Consider the following 16536-nt stretch of genomic DNA (forward strand, 5'->3'; position numbering starts at 1 on the left):
GACGAAGGGTGCGTGATGACGGACAGTCGGACACCACAGATCGTGGCGTCGGTCCTCCCGGCCGACTTCGGCGATCTCGGCAACGAGGTCACCCGGATCGAGCAGGCCGGTGTCGACCGGATCCAGTGGGACATCATGGACGGGCGGTTCGTCCCGAACATGACGTTCGGGCCGGACGTGGTGTCGGCGTGCCGGGGCCGGGTCGGGCTCGGGTTCGAGGCCCACCTCATGGTCGAGGATCCCGACCGGCTGCTCCCGCGGTGGGTCGAGGCCGGATGCGAGACCGTGATCGTCCACGCCGAGGCGTCCACCCACCTGCACCGGACCCTCGCCCGGATCCGCGAGCTGGGGGCACGGGCCGGGGTGGCGCTGAACCCGGCGACGCCCGTCGAGGCGGTCGAGCACGTGCTCGACGTGACCGACCTGCTGCTGGTGATGACGGTCGATCCGGGATTCGGCGGGCAGGCCTACCTGCCGGTCACCGAACCCAAGATCGCCCGGTCCCGAGCCTTGATCGACCGGACCGGCGCGGACGTGGAGCTGGAGGTGGACGGCGGGATCACGGTCGGCACCATCGGCGGTGCGGCGCGTGCAGGCGCCCGCACGTTCTGCGCCGGGTCCGCTCTGCTCCACGGACCGGAGTCGATGGCCCGGCGGACGTCGGCCCTGCGCGCCGCCGCGACGGTGGAGGCGGCGGCGTGACCCTCACCGGACGGGAGGGCGCCGTCGGGTCCCCTGCCGGGCTCCGCCCGCTCGGGGAGGTCGACGAGCTCGCCGCGGCGACACTGCGGTTCCTCGCCGTGGACGCGATCGAGGAGGCCGGGAGCGGGCACCCCGGCCTGCCGCTCGGCGCGGCGCTGCCGGCGTGGGTCCTGTGGTCGCGGCACCTGCGGCACGACCCGGCCGACGCCGGCTGGCCGGACCGGGACCGCTTCGTCCTGTCCGCGGGACACGGCTCCGCGCTGCTCTACGCGCTGCTGCACCTGACCGGGCACGACCTCGACGTGGCGGACCTGCGCCGGTTCCGCAGGCTCGGCTCCCGCACCCCGGGCCACCCCGAGTACGGGGTCACCCCCGGTGTCGAGACCACCACCGGCCCGCTGGGCCAGGGCATGGCCACCGCCGTCGGGATGGCGCTGGCCGAGCGCATGCTGGCCCAGCGGTGCAACACACCGGAACACCCGGTCGTCGACCACCGCACGTGGGCTCTGGTCGGCGACGGCTGCCTGATGGAGGGGATCAGTCACGAGGCGGCGTCGCTGGCGGGCATGCTCCGGCTCGACCGGCTGACCGTCGTCTTCGACGACAACGACGTCACCATCGACGGGCCGGCCCGGCGCAGTTGCACCGACGACGTCGAGATGCGGTTCCGGTCGTACGGCTGGCACACGGTGCGCGTCGAGGACGGCACCGACGCCGGGGAGCTGGACCGGGCCTACGCGGCCGCGCGGGCGGAGACCGACCGGCCCACGTTCGTCGCGGTCCGGACCACGATCGGGCTGGGCGCACCGGGTGTGGAGGGCACGCCGTCCGCGCACGGCAGCCCCATCGGGGCCGAGGCCGCGGCGGCGATGCGGGACCGCGCGGGATGGCCCGCCTCCCCGTTCCACGTGCCGGATGCGGTGCGCGGAGCGGTCCGGGAGCGGCAGGAGGCGTGGGCCACCTCCCGTCGGGTGTGGGACGTCGTGCACGACGCGTGGCGCTCGGCGCACCCGGAGCGGGCGGCGTCGTTCCCGCTGCGCGGGACCCCGGTCGCGACCGACCTGACCGAGCTGCGTCGGCTGGCCGATCGCGTCGGTCCCGACGACCGGACGGCCACCCGCCGGGCCTCGGCGAGAGCGCTGCGCGCACTGGCCGATGCCTGCCCCGGCCTGGTGGGCGGGTCCGCGGACCTGGCCGCGTCGACCGGGGCGACGCTGGACGGCGACGACGTGGGGCCGGGCTCGTTCGCCGGCCGCACCGTCCCGTTCGGGGTCCGGGAGCACGGGATGGCAGCCGCGCTCAACGGTCTCGCACTGCACGGCGGCCTGCGCCCGTTCGGCAGCACGTTCCTGGTGTTCTCCGACTACCTGCGGCCCGCCCTGCGGCTGTCCGCGCTGATGGGCCTTCCGGTGACGTACGTGTTCACCCACGACTCGGTCCACGTCGGCGAGGACGGGCCGACCCACCAGCCGGTGGAGCACCTCGAATCGCTCCGGTCGATACCGGGCCTGACCGTGCTGCGGCCGGCCGACACCGCCGAGACGGCACTGGCCTGGGAGCTCGCGGCGACCGCCACCGACCGGCCGACGGTGCTCGTGCTGAGCAGGCAGGACCTGCCGGAGTTCGGGACCCGGGGCCTGGATCAGGCGCGGGAGCACGGTTTCCGCACGGTCGGCCCCGATCCCGTGCGGCCGGACGTCGTGCTCGCCGCCAGCGGGTCCGAGGTCGGACTGGTCTGCAAGGCGGGCGAGCTGCTGCGCGCCCGCGGGGCGGCGGTGCGGGTGCTGTCCGTTCCGTGGCGGGAGCGCTTCGAACACGCGTGGCGCACCGGGACCGTCCCGGCACCGGACGCGCCGGTCGTGTGGGTGGAGGCGGGGATCCGCACCGGGTGGCGGGCGCTCGCGCGGCCCGCGGACGCGGTGCTCGGGATCGACGGGTTCGGGCACAGCGGAGGCGGCGTGGACGTCGCCGTCCACATGGGTCTCTCGGTCCGGGAGGTGGCTGCGGCGGCGTTCCGCGCGATCGGTCGCGGCGCCGCCGGTCGCTGATCTACCGACGCCGGTGCTCCGGGTGTCGGCCGTCCGTCATCGCGACGCGAGGACCAGCGTCCGGACCAGCTGCGCTGCGCGCTCGGCGAGCTCGGCGTCCGGCGCCGACCACCCGGTGCCGTCTCCGATCGCGAACCCCCAGCGCCTGCCCGGTGCCCCGACCCGGGCCGCGAACAACCTGCCGGCGAGATCGTGCGGACGGTCGGCGGCCGTCAGGGCCACCGCGGTGCCCGCCTCGAGACCCGCGTCGCCCAGCGCCGCCGAGGTGGCCAGCGCCACGTCGTCGGCCGAGGCGACGGCGTGCGCACCCCGGCCGGGCGCGACCGGGGGCACGACGAGCGTCACGTCGGCCGGATCGACCCCCCTGCGGTCGAGGGCGTCGAGCAGCAGTGCCACCGCGTCCCGCAGCCGCGACCGGGCGTCCTCGAGCGAGGCGCGCTCCGGCACTCCGGGCCGCAGCTGCAGCACCACGGGGAGCCCCGCGTCCCGGCAGCCCGCGGCGAAGCACGCGGCCAGCCGGGCACCGGTGGCGCGACCGGGCATCCCGCCGTCGAGGTCCGCCGTCCACCCCGCGATCCGAGCGCCACGCGCGGCCGCGCGGGCCGGCAGCCGCCCGAGGAGGCCGGTCGCGTCGTCCACCCCGGCCGGGACGGCGGAGGCGTCGAGGAGACCGCCGACGGCCGGAGCCCGCTCCGGGCCCGACGCACGTGCCCGCTGCCCGAGTACGACGGCGAGGTCCGCGGGCGGCACCAGCACGCCGCTGAGCTGCCGCAGCAGGGCGGGCGACACCGGGGACGGTGCGGCGTGGCGGAGCAGCAGGCCCCGGCCCCGGTCGAGGATCCCCGCGTCCTCAACCCTGCCCCGTGGCGTCTCCTGCCCGGTAGTCGCGGTCGACCAGCTGGTAGCCGTGCCGGTCGAGGAAGCGCCGTCGACGGCGGCGCCAGTAGCGGCCGCGCCCGATCCGTGCCATCGCCTCGGCGTACTCCACGTAGTCGGCCTCGTCCTGGTCGTCGGTGAATCGGGTGCGCGCACGCTCGACCTCCTCGGCCGACATGAACGCCGTCACGCCCGGCCGCCTGGACGCGCCGGCCTCCGGTGGATCCGTGGGGTCATGTCGTCCTCCTCGCCGGTGATGCCACCAGAGGCGTCCACGCCGGACGCCCCCGAGCTGGGGGAGGCCGGGGGTGAGATGTGGTCCCGATCACGATCGGATCACCCTCGAACTCACGCACCCGGGGGAGCCACCCGGACGGCCCGTCGCCCTAGCGTCCGGTCGACGGCCCGGAGACGCCGGTCGACGGCGGAGGCGGGCAGGAGCCGAGGAGGAGCCGATGGACGCGATCGCCCGGGACACCCTGCGCGCCACCGCGAGCGCGCTCGTCGACCATCCGCGGGGGATCGTCGCGCTCGACGCGCCCTCTGACCGGCCGGAGGGCCCCGACCACGACTTCCTGCAGCTGGTCGCGACGACGCCCGACCTCGACGACCACCTCAACGGCCTCGTCCTCCCCGCCGACGCCCTGCCGCGTCACACGGACGACGGGCGGTCGTTCCCGCGGCTGCTGGACGCTCGCGGGCTCCTCCCGGGCGTGCGGGCGGACACCGGAAGCGCCTCGCTGCCCGGTTCCCCGGGCGAGGTCGTCACCGCCGGGACGGACGGCCTCGCCGAGAGGCTGGCCGGGTACGAACGGGCCGGGATCCGGTTCGTCGCGTGCCGCTCCCGGACGGCCGTCGGGAACGACGTCCCGACGGCGTGGGCACTGCGGTCGAACGCGAACGTGCTCGCGCGCTACGCCAGGGCGGCGCAGGACGCCGGAGTCGTGCCGCTGCTGCACGTCGGCATGGTCCGGGAGGGCCGTCACACGGCAGAGCAGGGTGCCGCGGCGCTGGCGACGGCCCTCACCCGCCTCCTGGTCGAGCTCGACGACGCGCGGGTGGACCTCCGCGCCGTCGTCCTCAGCCCGGCGACCGCGTTGCCGGGGCTGCACTCGCCGCAGCGGATCGGCCCTGGCGACGTCGCCCGCCTGACGCTCGAGGTACTCCGGCTGGTGCTCCCGCCGGAGCTCCCGGGCGTCGCCGTGCACGGGCCGGCTCCGGATCGGGACACCGCCGTCGCCGTCCTGGCCGGGCTCCAGGACCCGACGGCGCCGTGGCCCGTGACGTTCTGCTTCGGGCGGAGCCTGACCGGTCCCGCCGTGCGGGCATGGCGCGGGCGTACCTGGCTCGCCCACCGCGCACAGGTGGAGATCGCCAGGGGCGTCGAGCGGGCCTGCACCGTCCTGCGGCCGTCGAGGCCGCCCCTGCGCATCGCCTGAGCGGGCGCGACGAGTACGTCCGGTCAGGCCGAACCGGCGTGGATGGGTCCGTCGCGCTCGGCGAGTCGGACGCCGGCACCGCCCCAGTGGTGGGCGATCAGTTCGGCGGCGATCGAGACCGCCGTCTCCTCCGGGGTACGGGCACCGAGGTCGAGCCCGATCGGCGACGACATCTTCGCGAGCTCGGTGTCGGTGACGCCCTGCTCCTTGAGCCGGGCCAGCCGGTCGTCGTGGGTGCGCCGCGACCCCATCGCCCCGATGTAGCCGACCTCCGGCAGCCGCAACGCGACCTCGAGCAACGGCACGTCGAACTTCGGATCATGGGTGAGCACACACAGCGCGGTGCGCCCGTCGATCCGTCCCGCGTCCGCCTCGGCCTGCAGGTAGCGGTGCGGCCACTCCACGACGACCTCGTTCGCGCCCGGGAACCGGGTGGCCGTCGCGAACACCGGACGCGCATCGCACACCGTCACCCGGAACCCCAGGAACGAGCCCATCTTGGCCACGGCCGCGGCGAAGTCGATCGCCCCGAACACGATCATCCGCGGCGGCGGCGCGAACGACTCCACGAACACGGTCAGGCCCTCCCCGCGGCGCTCGCCGTTGACGCCGTAGGTCAGCAGGGAGTTCCGGCCGGCGTCGAGCAGGCCGCGGGCGTCGTCGCGGACCGCGTCGTCGATGCGGTCCGAGCCGAACCCGCCCTCGGTGCGGTCCGGCCACACCACCAAACGCCTACCCAGGCGCTCCGCGGGGCCGGTGACGATGGTCGCGACGGCGACCGGGTCCTCGTCGCGGACCGCGTCGGCGATCCGGCCGAACTGCTCGTAGGTCTGCGGGGTGACCTTCTCCACGAACACGTCCAGGATCCCGCCGCAGGTCAGGCCGATCGAGAACGCGTCGTCGTCGGAGACGCCGTAGCGCTGCAGCACCGGGCGGTCCTCGGCCAACACCTGCTCACCCAGCTCGTAGACCGCGCCCTCCACACAGCCGCCGGACACACTGCCCACCGCCTCACCACCGGGCCCGACCAGCATCGACGCGCCCGCCTGGCGCGGCGAGGACCGCCACGTACCGACCACGGTGGCCAGCGCGACCGGCTGGTCGTTCTTCCACCAACCCTCGAGCCGGTCGATCACGTCACGCATGGCAGTGCCCGTCCGACGGGCCGGCCTCGACGAACCGGGCCGGGTCGTCCAGGAAGGCCTTCCTGCAGCCGGTCGCGCAGAACCAGACGGTCCGACCATCGTGCTCGACGGACAGGCTGCTCGGCACCGTCGCCACCGACATCCCGCAGACCGGGTCCGTCGCGACCCCGTCCGCCGCACCGGACGCGGAGCCGTCCACCACCGGTGCGCCGCGGTCCGTGTCCGGAGCGGTCGCGGGGCCCGCCGCATCGGCCGCCTGCACGGTGGAGCGACCCTCGAGCGTGGTGAGACGTTCGAGGAGCTCGGCGAAGACCGACAGCGCGATCTCCGGAGCGGTCCGCGCGCCGATGTCCATCCCGGCCGGGCTGGAGAGGCGGGCCAGCTGCCCGTCGGTGACCCCGAGGTCTCTCAGCTCCTGGCGCACGCCCGCCGCCCGCCGGGGGCTGGCCACCAGCGCGACGTAGGGCACGTCCGCGTCCAGCGCAGCCCGCAGGACGCCTGCCTCGTCCCGGCCGTGCGAGGCGACCACGACCGCTGCGGCCTCCGGGGAGATCACGTCCCCCGGGTCGGTACTCGAGCGGACGTCGTAGTCGAGGCTCCGCCCGACCCGCACCAGCGCACGCGCGATCGGAGCCTCGCCGAACACCGTCACCATCGTCGGGGGGACCATCGACTCCAGGAAGATCTCGAGCGTGCCGCCGGACAGGCACGGGTTGCCGACCGTGCGCAGCCCCTCGACCGGCTGCTCGCCGGCACCCGCGTCCGGGGTGATCCGCAGCAGCTCCGAGCCACCCGCCGCGAGCAGACGCAGGCTCTCCAGGCGGACGGTCGACTCCGCGCACGACCCGCCGACGAATCCGTCGATGGTGCCGTCCGAGAGCACCAGCGCGCAGTCGCCAGGCTTGGCGCTGGTCGGCCGCTCCGCGCGGACGACGGTCGCCAGGACGAACGGCGTCCGGTCGGCCCGCAGATCGGTGACGCGCGCCAGCAGCTCGCCGCGGCCCGTGGTGATCACTGGATCGCCCGGTCGGTCCGCAGCGGCGTCCCCTGGAGGGCGCACCACACCTGGGCCGGGGTCAGCGGCATGTCAGCGTGCCGGACCCCGATCGCGTTCAGCACGGCGTTGACCACGGCAGCGGGCGAGCCGACCGTGGCCGACTCGCCGACGCCCTTGGCGCCGATCGGATGATGAGGTGAAGGTGTCACGGTCTCTCCCAGCTCCCACGACGGACACTCCATCGAGGTCGGCAACAGGTAGTCCATGAACGACGCGGCCAGGTGGTTGCCGGCGTCGTCGAAGGTCACGAGCTCCATCAGGGCCATCCCGATCCCGTCCGCCAGTCCCCCGTGGATCTGCCCCTCGACGATCGTGGGGTTGATCCGCACACCGCAGTCGTCGACCGCGACGAAGCGGCGCACGTCCACCGTCCCGATCGCGGGATCGACGTCCACGACGCAGACGTAGGCGCCGCACGGGTAGGTGAGGTTCGGCGGGTTGTACACGCACGAGGCGTCCAGATGTCCCTCGACGCCGTCGGGCAGGTCGAGGTCGGAGTGCGCGGCGGCGGCGATCTCGCGCAGCGACACGCCCGAGGTCGGCACGCCACGCACCTGCCAGCGTCCGGGTACCCACTCCAGGTCGTCCGCGGCCACCTCGAGCATCGCGGCGGCGACCAGCCGCGCCCGGTCGCGCACCTTGCGCGCCGCCATCACCGTCGCCGCCCCGGACACGGGCGTGGACCGGGACCCGTAGGTGCCCATCCCGAACGGGGTGCGGTCGGTGTCGCCCTGCACGACCACGATCTCGTCGTACGGGATGCCCAGCTCGTGGGCGACGATCTGGGCGAACGTCGTCTCGTGCCCCTGGCCCTGGCTCATGCAGGACACGGCGAGCTGTGCCCCGCCGGACGGATGGACGCGCAGATCGGCACCGTCGGCCATGCCGAGGCCCATGATGTCCATCATCCGGCGCGGGCCCGCCCCGACGGCCTCGGTGAAGAAGCTGATCCCGACCCCGGTGAGGGTGCCCTGCCCGGTGCGCTCGTACGCGGCCCGCGACTCCACCTGCTCACGGCGCAGCTGCTCGTACCCGGCCATGTCGAGGGCCAGGCGCAGCGTCGCCGGGTAGTCCCCCGAGTCGTACTCCCAGCCGGTCGGGGTGGCGTGCGGGAACTGGTCGGGACGCAGCAGGTTCGCCATGCGCAGCGCCGCGGGATCCAGCCCCAGGTCGTGGGCGAGAACGTCGACGAGACGCTCCACGAGGTAGGACGCCTCGGTGATCCGGAACGAGCAGGCGTAGGCCACGCCGCCGGGTGCCTTGTTCGTGTACACGCCGGTGACCCGGCAGTGCGCCGCCTCCAGGTCGTACGATCCGGTGAACACGCCGAAGAACCCGGCAGGGAACCGGGAGGGCTGCGAGGTGGCGTTGAACGCGCCGTGGTCGGCCAGGACCGTCACCCGGACGCCCCGGATCCGGCCGTCCCGCGTGGACGCGATCTCTCCGGCCATGTGGAAGTCGCGGGCGAACGAGGTCGCCATCAGGTTCTCCGAGCGGTCCTCGACCCACTTCACGGGAGCGCCGGTGACCATCGACCCGACCAGCGCGCACAGGTAACCCGGGTACATCGCGACCTTGTTCCCGAACCCCCCTCCGATGTCCGGGGCGATCACCCGGATCCGGGACTCGGCAATCCCCGTGATGCGCGAGTAGAGCACCCGGTGGGTGTGCGGGGCCTGCGCGGTGCAGTGCACGGTGACGCGCCCGTCGAGCGGGTCCAGGTGCGCCACCACCCCGCAGGTCTCCAGGGGGGCGGGGTGCACCCTGGGGTAGATCAGCTCGCAGCGCGAGACGTGATCGGCGGCGGCGAACACCGCGTCGGTGGCGGCCTCGTCGCCGCTCTCCCAGTCGAACACGTGGTTGTCCGTGCGGCCGGGCATCTCGTCACGGATCACGGGGGTGTCCGGGTCGAGGGCCGTGCGGGCGTCGGTGACCACGGGAAGGTCCTCGTACTCCACCTCGATCAGGGCGAGCGCGTCGCGGGCCGCGTAGCGGTCCTCGGCGACCACGAACGCGACCTCCTGCCCCTGGTAGCGGACCTTGTCGGTGGCCAGTACCGCGGCGACGTCGTGGGACGGGGTGGGGATCCAGGCCATGCCGCGCGCCTCGAGGTCGGCGCCGGTCAGCACGGCGCGCACCTTCGGGTGCGACTCGGCGGCGCTGGTGTCCACGGACACGATCCGCGCGTGGGCGTGCGGGCTGCGCAGCACGGCGCCGTGCAGCATCCCGGGCAGCACGATGTCGTCGACGAACCGCCCGCGGCCGCGGACCAGCCGGGCGTCCTCGCGGCGGGGCATCCGCCCCAGCCCGGCCGGGTTCGGCGCGACCGCGGTCACGACGCCTCCCGCTCCGTCTCGGCCGCGTGGCGGATCGCCCGGACGATGTTCGCGTAACCGGTGCAGCGGCACACCTGGCCGCTGATCGCCTCCCGCACGTCGGTCTCGGTCGGGTCCGGGTTGCGGTCGAGCAGCCAGCGGGCGGTCATCAGGATGCCGGGGGTGCAGAACCCGCACTGCAGCCCGTGACACTCGACGAACGAGCGCTGCACCTGGTCCAGCCCGGAACGCGACTCCAGCCCCTCGACGGTGCGGACCCGGTGCCCGTCGGCCATCACGGCGAGGACCGTGCAGGACTTCACCGGGACGTCGTCCAGCCACACCGTGCAGGCCCCGCAGTTGGACGTGTCGCACCCCCAGTGCGTGCCGGTCAGCCGCAGCTCGTCGCGCAGAAGGTGCACCAGCAGGAGCCGGGGCTCGACGTCGACGAGATGGTCGGCGCCGTTGACGTCGACCCGGATCAGCATGGCCACGCACCGTCCTCGCCGTCGATGACCCGGTCCACGCACGCGCATCGGCTCGCCCACTCCGGGTGTGACGGGGCGCACCGGAGCGCAATGGTGTCCCCACACGCGGTCTCCGGGCAAACGTCCTTAAGTGATTGCTTATGGTCCGCGTGTGTTCGGGGCCACAGGCGTGCACAGTGGCGCGATCATCCGAACCCACGCGCGCAATCCCCGGAGGTTCCCGGGGAGGCGACCGCCGGAAGGACTGCCAACGATGGCGACCGAACCTGACAGTCGTACAGGCCGCAACCCCCGCATGGCCGAACTGTTCGGCGAGCCCGATCCTTCTCCGACTCCCGGCGCGAGCCCGACGATCTTCGACTTCCCGGGCATGGTCGGGTTCATGAAGGTCGCGGGCCAGCCGGTGGCCGGGCCGTGGCCGCCGCACCAGCAGCCCAGGCCCGACCCCGAGGACGAGGCCGGACCCGTGGCCATCGTCGAACCCACCCCCGGTGCCGGTCGCGGCGCCCACAGGCTCCCCGCAGACGAGGAGTAGCACGCATGTACCCGCCACGTTTCCGTTACGAGGCCCCCCGAAGCCTTGACGACGCCCTGTCCCTTCTCGCCGAGAACGACGAGGCCAAGATCCTGGCCGGCGGGCAGAGCCTGGTCCCGCTGCTCAAGCTGCGGTTCGCCCAGCCCGAGATGCTGATCGACATCAACAACATCCCCGACCTGGCGTTCCACCGGGAGGACGCGGACGGCGTCCTGCACGTCGGCGCCCTGTGCCGGCACGTGGACCTGGAGCGCTCCACGGTCCTGCCCGGCAGGCACCCCACCCTGGCCGCGTGCGCGCCGCTGGTCGCCGACCCGATCGTGCGCAGCCGCGGGACCCTCGTGGGCTCGCTGTGCCACTCCGACCCGCAGGGCGACTGGGCGGCGGCGATGATCGCACTGGGCGGCGAGGTCGTCGCGCGCAGCAGGCGCGGGGAGCGCCGGATCCCGGTGGAGAGCTTCTCCGTCGGCCCGTTCCAGAACTCCCTGGAGCACGACGAGATCGCGGTCGGCGCGCGGGTCCCGGCCCCCCGCGACGTCCGGCACGGGGCGTTCCTCAAGCTCGAGCGCCGGATCGGGGACTTCGCCACCGCCGGGCTCGCGGTCGCGCTGGAGATCGCCGGGGACGGCCGGGTCACCCGGGCCGGGATCGCGCTCACCGGCGTCGGCGCCACGACGCTGAACGCCACCGACGCCGCCGAGGCGCTGGTGGGCGGCCGGCTGGAGCCGGTGACCGTCGAGCGGGCCGCCGAGCTCGCCGCCGGGATCGCCCAGCCCAAGAGCGACCACCGGGGCAGCTCCGACTTCAAGCGCCACGTCATCGCGTCGTTCACCCGCCGGGCGCTGTCCGGCTTCACGGCGGCGGTGGCCGCCTGATGAGTATCCCGATGTCGAAGGAGGACGGCGTGGAACTGCGCCGGGTCACGGTCTCCGTGAACGGGGAGTCGAGGACGGTCGAGGTCGAGCCGCGGCTGCTGCTGGCACACCTGCTGCGGCAGGGTCTCGGGTTGACCGGCACGCACATCGGATGCGACACGACCAACTGCGGTGCGTGCACCGTGCTCTACGACGGCGAGCCGGTGAAGTCGTGCACGATGCTGGCCGTCCAGGCCGAGGGCCACGAGGTCACGACCGTCGAGGGACTGGGCACGCCGAGTGAGCTGGACCCCGTGCAGGAGGGGTTCAAGGAGGAGCACGCGCTGCAGTGCGGCTTCTGCACCCCCGGGATGATGTTGGCCTCGAAGGCGCTGGTCAGCCGCAACGCGAACCCGTCGGAGGAGGACGTTCGCTGGGCGCTGGGCGGCAACCTCTGCCGGTGCACCGGCTACCAGAACATCGTCAAGGCCGTGTTGTGGGCGGCCGAGAAGCAGCGGGCCGTGGACGGTGCGGCCGAGGCCGATCCGACCGTGACCGCACCACGTTCCGACGCGACGCTCTGAGAGGAGCGACCCCGTGACCCAGACACTGGACGAAGTCAAGATCGGTGGGCTCGGCTCGAGCCGCAAGCGGGCCGAGGACAACCGGTTCATCCGCGGCCGCGGCACCTACGTCGACGACGTGGTGATGCCCGGCATGCTGCACATGGAGATCCTGCGCAGCCCGCTGGCGCACGCCCGGATCACCTCCATCGACACCTCCGCGGCATGGGCGATCCCGGGCGTGCGACTGGTGCTGACCGGTGAGATGGCCGCACAGCGCAACCTCGCGTGGATGCCGACGCTGTCCTACGACACCCAGGCGGTGCTGGCCACCGACAAGGTGCGCTTCCAGGGGCAGGAGGTGGCCTGCGTCATCGCGGACGACCCCTACATCGCCCGCGACGGCATCGAGGCGATCGTCGTCGAGTACGAGTCGCTGCCCCCGATCGTCAACCCGAAGCAGGCCATGGCGCCGGACGCCCCGGTCATCCGGGACGACAAGGCGGGCCAGACCGACAACCGGTCCTACCGGTGGGACGTCGGCGACAAGACCGCGACCGACAAGGCGTTCGCCGAGGCGGACGTGGTGTCCACGATCTCGATGCACTACCCGCGCAGCCACCCGTCGCCGCTGGAGCCGTGCGGATCGGTGGCCGACTACGACCTCGGCACCGGGAAGCTGACGCTGTACTGCACCTCGCAGGCCCCGCACATCGTCCGCTCCGCGGTGGCGCTGATCGCCGAGCTGCCCGAGCACCTGATCCGGGTGATCTCGCCCGACCTGGGCGGTGGCTTCGGGAACAAGGTGCCGGTCTACCCCGGCTACGTGTGCTCGATCCTGGGCTCGATCCTGACCGGGAAGCCGGTCAAGTGGGTGGAGGACCGGTCGTCCAATCTGATCTCGACCGGGTTCGGCCGGGACATGTACCTGGACGGCGAGATCGCGCTGCGTCGCGACGGCAAGATGCTCGGGGTCCGGATGCACGTGACCACCGACCAGGGCGCGTTCTTCGCCGACGCCCAGCCCACCAAGTTCAAGGTCGGCCTGCTGCACTCGGCGTTCGCCTGCTACGACGTCCCGTCGGGGCACATCACCGCGGAGGGCGCGTACACCAACAAGGCGCCCGGCGGGGTCGCCTACCGGTGCTCGTTCCGGGTCACCGAGGCGATGTTCTTCCAGGAACGGATGGTGCAGGCCGCGGCCGACGACCTGGGCATGGACCAGGCCGAGTTCCGCCGGGTCAACCTGCTGCCGGACGACGCGTTCCCGGCCAGGACGCCGTTCGGCTTCCTGGTCGACTCGGGCCAGTACGGCAAGTGTCTCAAGGTCGGCCTGGACGCCATCGGCTACCAGGACTTCCTCGTGGAGCAGGCGGAGGCACGCAAGCGCGGGCGGCTGCTGGGCATCGGCATCTCGACGATGACCGAGCCGCTCGGCGCCGGGAACAGCCGCGAGTACGACATCCTCGGCATCAAGATGTTCGACTCCGCCGAGCTCCGGGTGCACCCGAGCGGCAAGGCGATCCTGCGGACCGGGGCACGGTCGCAGGGTCAGGGGCACGAGACCACCTGGGCGCAGATCGTCGCGCACGAGCTGGGCCTGCCCGCCGACGACGTGCTCGTCGAGGAGGGCGACACCGACACCGCCCCGTACGGCATGGGCACCTACGCCTCGCGGTCCACGCCGGTGGCCGGCGCCGCGGTGTCCATGGTCTCCCGCAAGATCCGGGCCAAGGCGCGCAAGCTCGCCGCGCACCTGCTCGAGGTGTCCGAAGAGGACGTCGAGTGGGAGCTCGGCAGGTTCTACGTGCGCGGCGCGCAGGACCGCGGCGTGAGCATCCAGGAGTGCGCGGCCGCCGCGTACGCCAACATGCCCGACGGCATGGAGCCCGGCCTGGAGGGCAACGCGTACTACGACCCGCCGAACCTGACCTGGCCGTTCGCCTGCTACATCGCCATGGTCGAGGTGGACCCGGAGACCGGCGTGTGGGACGTGCTGCGCTTCGTGGCCGTCGACGACTGCGGTGTGCGCATCAACCCGATGATCGTCGAGGGCCAGATCATGGGCGGTCTGACCGAGGCGTACGCGATGGCCAGCATGCAGTTCCAGACCTACGACGCCGAGGGCAACATCGTGGGCTCGAACTTCATGGACTACCTGCTGCCCAGCGCCTGGGAGACCCCCGGGTTCGAGCTGCACGAGGTCGTCACCCCCTGCCCCCACCACCCGATCGGCGCCAAGGGCGTCGGCGAGTGCGCGACCGTCGGCGGCCCGGCGGCGTTCGTGAACGCGGTGATCGACGCGGTCCGGCACACGGGGGTCCGCAACATCGACATGCCGGTGTTGCCGGACCGGGTCTGGGAAGCGCTGCGGACCGGCCACGACTACTCCGGCGCGCCGCCGGTCAAGGGGGACTGACCCGTGCTGATCGAGATCGACTTTTCGGTCGGCGCCCCGATCGACAAGGTCTGGGCTGAGCTCCAGGACCTCCCGGGCCTGGTTCCCTGCCTGCCGGGAGCCGAGCTCACCCAGGACTTCGGCGGCGACCGCTACGAGGGCAAGGTGGTGCAACGTCTCGGCCCGGTGACCATGCGGTTCACCGGTGTCGCCGAGCTCGTGGACTCCAACGAGGCCACACACACGCTGGTGCTGCACGCGGCGGGCTCTGAGGACAAGGGCAAGGGCAACGCCGACATGACGATGACCATGCGGCTGAGCAGCGTCGGCGGCAAGACCAAGGTCGACGTCTCGATGGACCTGCAGATCTCCGGTGCGGCGGCGCAGTTCGGTCGCGGCATGATCGCCGACGTCTCCGGCGTGCTGATGCGCAGCTTCGCCGACTGCGTCGAGGCGAAGATCAACAGCGGCGGTGCGGGCGGAACCGGCACGATCGTGCGGGCCAAGCAGGCCAGTGCGCTGAGCATCGGTGTCTCCGCCGCCGTGATGGCTCTCAAGCGCGTCCTGCGCCGGTTCTTCGGCCCGAGCACGCGGCCCTGACGTCACGAGGAGGACGACACACATGACTCTCTGGTGGATCGGTAACGCGGTCCTGCTCCTGGTGGTGTTCCCGGTGGTCGTGGCGCTGCTCAACCGCGTACTCGCCGCGGTCGAGCGGATCCGCTGGGCGGCCGACGACATCCTGGCCGACGGCGTGCGGCTGTCCGGGCGCCTCGAACCCGTCCCGCAACTGCTCGCCACGACCGACGCGACGGTGAAGCAGGTGACGGTGGGCGCCACCCGCTACGCCGGCAGCGTCGCCAAGCTGCTGTGAGCTCCCCCGAACGAGGAAGGAACGTGCCATGCCCGCTGCTGCTTGGGCGACGCTGATCATCGCGGCGCTCATCATCGCCGTGACAGGACTCGGGCTTCTCCGGGTCATCCTGCACCTGCGCCACGTCAGCAAGACGCTGGCCACCCTGACCGGAGGTGTGCAGGCGATCGCCGCGTCGACGGCGACCGTCCCCGACGTGGTGCCGTCGGTGAACGCCAACCTCAAGCCGGTCCGCGACTTCTGCGAGTCGGTGTGAGTACCGCGGCACTGGCCCAGGCCGGCGGGGCGGACCTGACCGGCTGGTACGTGGGCTTCGCGATCGGGATCGTGGTGGTACTGGTCGTCGTGGCCCTCGTGGTCCCGATCCTGGTGCTCGCGTTCCGGATCGGGAAGCAGGCACCGGGGATCAACGCCGCGCTGAGTGACGCCGAACGGCACACCCGCCCGCTGGCCGACCTCGCCGTGACCATCGACCACGCCGACGTGATCACGGCCGGGCTGCGCCGCGGCCGGCAACGACTGGGAGGGTGAGCATGGCTCCGGAGGAGATCACGGCCTGGTGGGTCGCCGTCATCGCGGGTTTCGTCGTCGTCGTCGCGGTCGCCGCGCTGCTCAGCCTGCTCGTGTGGTTCGTGAAGATCATCGATCGGCGGGTCGCCGAGATCCGCGACACGCTGTCGACGATCACCGGGAACACGCGGTCCACGCAGCTGATCCCGCAGACCGGTGACGCGGTGGACCGGGTGCTGGCCGAGGGGCTGCAGCACCACCTGTTCCTGGGACGCGTACCGCTGGACCGATCGGCGGTCGCGGTGAACGGAGGTGGTCGGTGATGACCCTGCTGATCGTCCTGTCGGTCCTCGCGGTCGTCGCGCTGATCGCCGGGCTGGCGTTCTACCTGTTCTGGGTCGGCACCCTGCTGACCCGGGTGGCCACCAACCTGGAGGAGTGCTCCGAATCCGTGCGACGGATCGACTCCGACGCGGAGGCGATCCAGCCCGGCCTCGAGCACATCAACCGCTCCGGCGGCACCGTCGCCGGCGCGCTACCACTGCTCTACGGCTTCGCCGAGAACATCGTGGGCAGCGTGACCCCTGCGCCGCCGCGGCCCTCCGTGGCCGTCCCGGCATCGGGCCGCCGCCGCTCCCGACTCGCCGAAGCCGTGGGCTACCGGCCCAGCGGCTGATCGGTCGCACCCCCTCCGACCGCATCACCGCCGGGTGAGCGGCGCCGGCCCCGGAT

The 16536-nt window shown here is 73.0% G+C and carries 19 protein-coding genes; 13 read left to right on the forward strand and 6 right to left on the reverse strand.

The window, feature by feature from the left end; all coding sequences use genetic code 11:
* The first annotated feature begins 15 nt into the window (after positions 1 to 15).
* Entirely contained in the window at positions 16 to 702 is a 687-nt protein-coding gene (gene rpe, locus EV378_RS15355) for a ribulose-phosphate 3-epimerase (protein ID WP_132425640.1), read from the forward strand.
* A complete protein-coding gene (gene tkt, locus EV378_RS15360; RefSeq protein WP_132425643.1) occupies positions 699 to 2750 on the forward strand; it encodes a transketolase in 2052 nt (683 codons plus the stop codon). Before rpe ends, tkt begins: the two co-directional genes overlap by 4 nt.
* A gap of 36 nt (positions 2751 to 2786) precedes the next feature.
* Here tkt and EV378_RS15365 read toward each other — a convergent pair whose 3' ends face one another.
* Both EV378_RS15365 and EV378_RS15370 read right to left on the reverse strand, forming a co-directional pair.
* On the reverse strand, positions 2787 to 3539 hold the full coding sequence (locus tag EV378_RS15365; protein WP_132425646.1) for a hypothetical protein: 753 nt from the start codon (positions 3537 to 3539) through the stop codon (positions 2787 to 2789).
* A gap of 61 nt (positions 3540 to 3600) precedes the next feature.
* The gene (locus EV378_RS15370) at positions 3601 to 3816 is read right to left on the reverse strand and encodes a hypothetical protein (protein WP_132425649.1); all 216 of its coding nucleotides are present in this window, start codon (positions 3814 to 3816) and stop codon (positions 3601 to 3603) included.
* 265 nt (positions 3817 to 4081) lie between these two features.
* On the opposite strand from EV378_RS15370, the gene EV378_RS15375 reads away from it, so the two are divergent.
* Positions 4082 to 5065, forward strand: coding sequence for a class I fructose-bisphosphate aldolase (locus EV378_RS15375; protein WP_132425652.1), 984 nt, complete (start codon positions 4082 to 4084; stop codon positions 5063 to 5065).
* A 23-nt stretch (positions 5066 to 5088) separates the two neighbouring features.
* On the opposite strand, the gene EV378_RS15380 is transcribed toward EV378_RS15375, so the two are convergent.
* From EV378_RS15380 to EV378_RS15395, 4 genes are read right to left on the reverse strand one after another with little or no spacing between them, the layout of a single operon-like run.
* Entirely contained in the window at positions 5089 to 6210 is a 1122-nt protein-coding gene (locus EV378_RS15380) for an XdhC family protein (RefSeq protein ID WP_132425655.1), read from the reverse strand.
* Complete coding sequence (locus tag EV378_RS15385) at positions 6203 to 7225, reverse strand: XdhC family protein (protein WP_243653473.1); 1023 nt, start codon at positions 7223 to 7225, stop codon at positions 6203 to 6205. Before EV378_RS15385 ends, EV378_RS15380 begins: the two co-directional genes overlap by 8 nt.
* On the reverse strand, positions 7222 to 9564 hold the full coding sequence (locus tag EV378_RS15390) for an aerobic carbon-monoxide dehydrogenase large subunit (protein ID WP_132427953.1): 2343 nt from the start codon (positions 9562 to 9564) through the stop codon (positions 7222 to 7224). Before EV378_RS15390 ends, EV378_RS15385 begins: the two co-directional genes overlap by 4 nt.
* 35 nt (positions 9565 to 9599) lie before the next feature.
* Positions 9600 to 10070 carry a (2Fe-2S)-binding protein gene (locus EV378_RS15395; protein ID WP_132427955.1) on the reverse strand — a complete coding sequence of 157 codons (471 nt, stop codon included), beginning with the start codon at positions 10068 to 10070 and terminating at the stop codon, positions 9600 to 9602.
* A gap of 295 nt (positions 10071 to 10365) precedes the next feature.
* Here EV378_RS15395 and EV378_RS15400 point away from each other — a divergent pair, with 295 nt between their 5' ends.
* The 10 genes from EV378_RS15400 to EV378_RS15445 are packed head-to-tail and all read left to right on the forward strand — an operon-like array spanning position 10366 to position 16480.
* Positions 10366 to 10605, forward strand: a complete 240-nt coding sequence (locus tag EV378_RS15400) for a hypothetical protein (protein WP_132425658.1) — start codon at positions 10366 to 10368, stop codon at positions 10603 to 10605.
* Positions 10606 to 10610: 5 nt separating this feature from the next.
* Complete coding sequence (locus tag EV378_RS15405) at positions 10611 to 11480, forward strand: FAD binding domain-containing protein (RefSeq protein ID WP_132425661.1); 870 nt, start codon at positions 10611 to 10613, stop codon at positions 11478 to 11480.
* Positions 11480 to 12043, forward strand: coding sequence for a (2Fe-2S)-binding protein (locus EV378_RS15410; protein ID WP_132425664.1), 564 nt, complete (start codon positions 11480 to 11482; stop codon positions 12041 to 12043). Before EV378_RS15405 ends, EV378_RS15410 begins: the two co-directional genes overlap by 1 nt.
* A gap of 13 nt (positions 12044 to 12056) precedes the next feature.
* On the forward strand, positions 12057 to 14441 hold the full coding sequence (locus EV378_RS15415) for an aerobic carbon-monoxide dehydrogenase large subunit (RefSeq protein ID WP_207908678.1): 2385 nt from the start codon (positions 12057 to 12059) through the stop codon (positions 14439 to 14441).
* Between the two features lie 3 nt (positions 14442 to 14444).
* Entirely contained in the window at positions 14445 to 15020 is a 576-nt protein-coding gene (locus EV378_RS15420) for an SRPBCC family protein (protein WP_132425667.1), read from the forward strand.
* A gap of 22 nt (positions 15021 to 15042) precedes the next feature.
* Positions 15043 to 15294 (forward strand): hypothetical protein, encoded by a 252-nt coding sequence (locus EV378_RS15425; protein ID WP_132425670.1) that lies wholly within the window; start codon positions 15043 to 15045, stop codon positions 15292 to 15294.
* Positions 15295 to 15322: 28 nt separating this feature from the next.
* Positions 15323 to 15550: a hypothetical protein gene (locus EV378_RS15430; RefSeq protein WP_132425673.1), complete on the forward strand. Its 228-nt coding sequence runs from the start codon at positions 15323 to 15325 to the stop codon at positions 15548 to 15550.
* Positions 15547 to 15825, forward strand: a complete 279-nt coding sequence (locus tag EV378_RS15435) for a hypothetical protein (protein ID WP_243653474.1) — start codon at positions 15547 to 15549, stop codon at positions 15823 to 15825. The genes EV378_RS15430 and EV378_RS15435 overlap by 4 nt, the downstream gene beginning before the upstream one ends.
* A 2-nt stretch (positions 15826 to 15827) precedes the next feature.
* Positions 15828 to 16127: a hypothetical protein gene (locus EV378_RS15440; protein ID WP_132425676.1), complete on the forward strand. Its 300-nt coding sequence runs from the start codon at positions 15828 to 15830 to the stop codon at positions 16125 to 16127.
* Positions 16127 to 16480 (forward strand): hypothetical protein, encoded by a 354-nt coding sequence (locus EV378_RS15445; RefSeq protein WP_132425679.1) that lies wholly within the window; start codon positions 16127 to 16129, stop codon positions 16478 to 16480. Before EV378_RS15440 ends, EV378_RS15445 begins: the two co-directional genes overlap by 1 nt.
* Positions 16481 to 16536: the final 56 nt, after the last annotated feature.

It is taken from the genome of Pseudonocardia endophytica, from assembly GCF_004339565.1.
Classification (GTDB): Bacteria; Actinomycetota; Actinomycetes; order Mycobacteriales; family Pseudonocardiaceae; genus Pseudonocardia; species Pseudonocardia endophytica.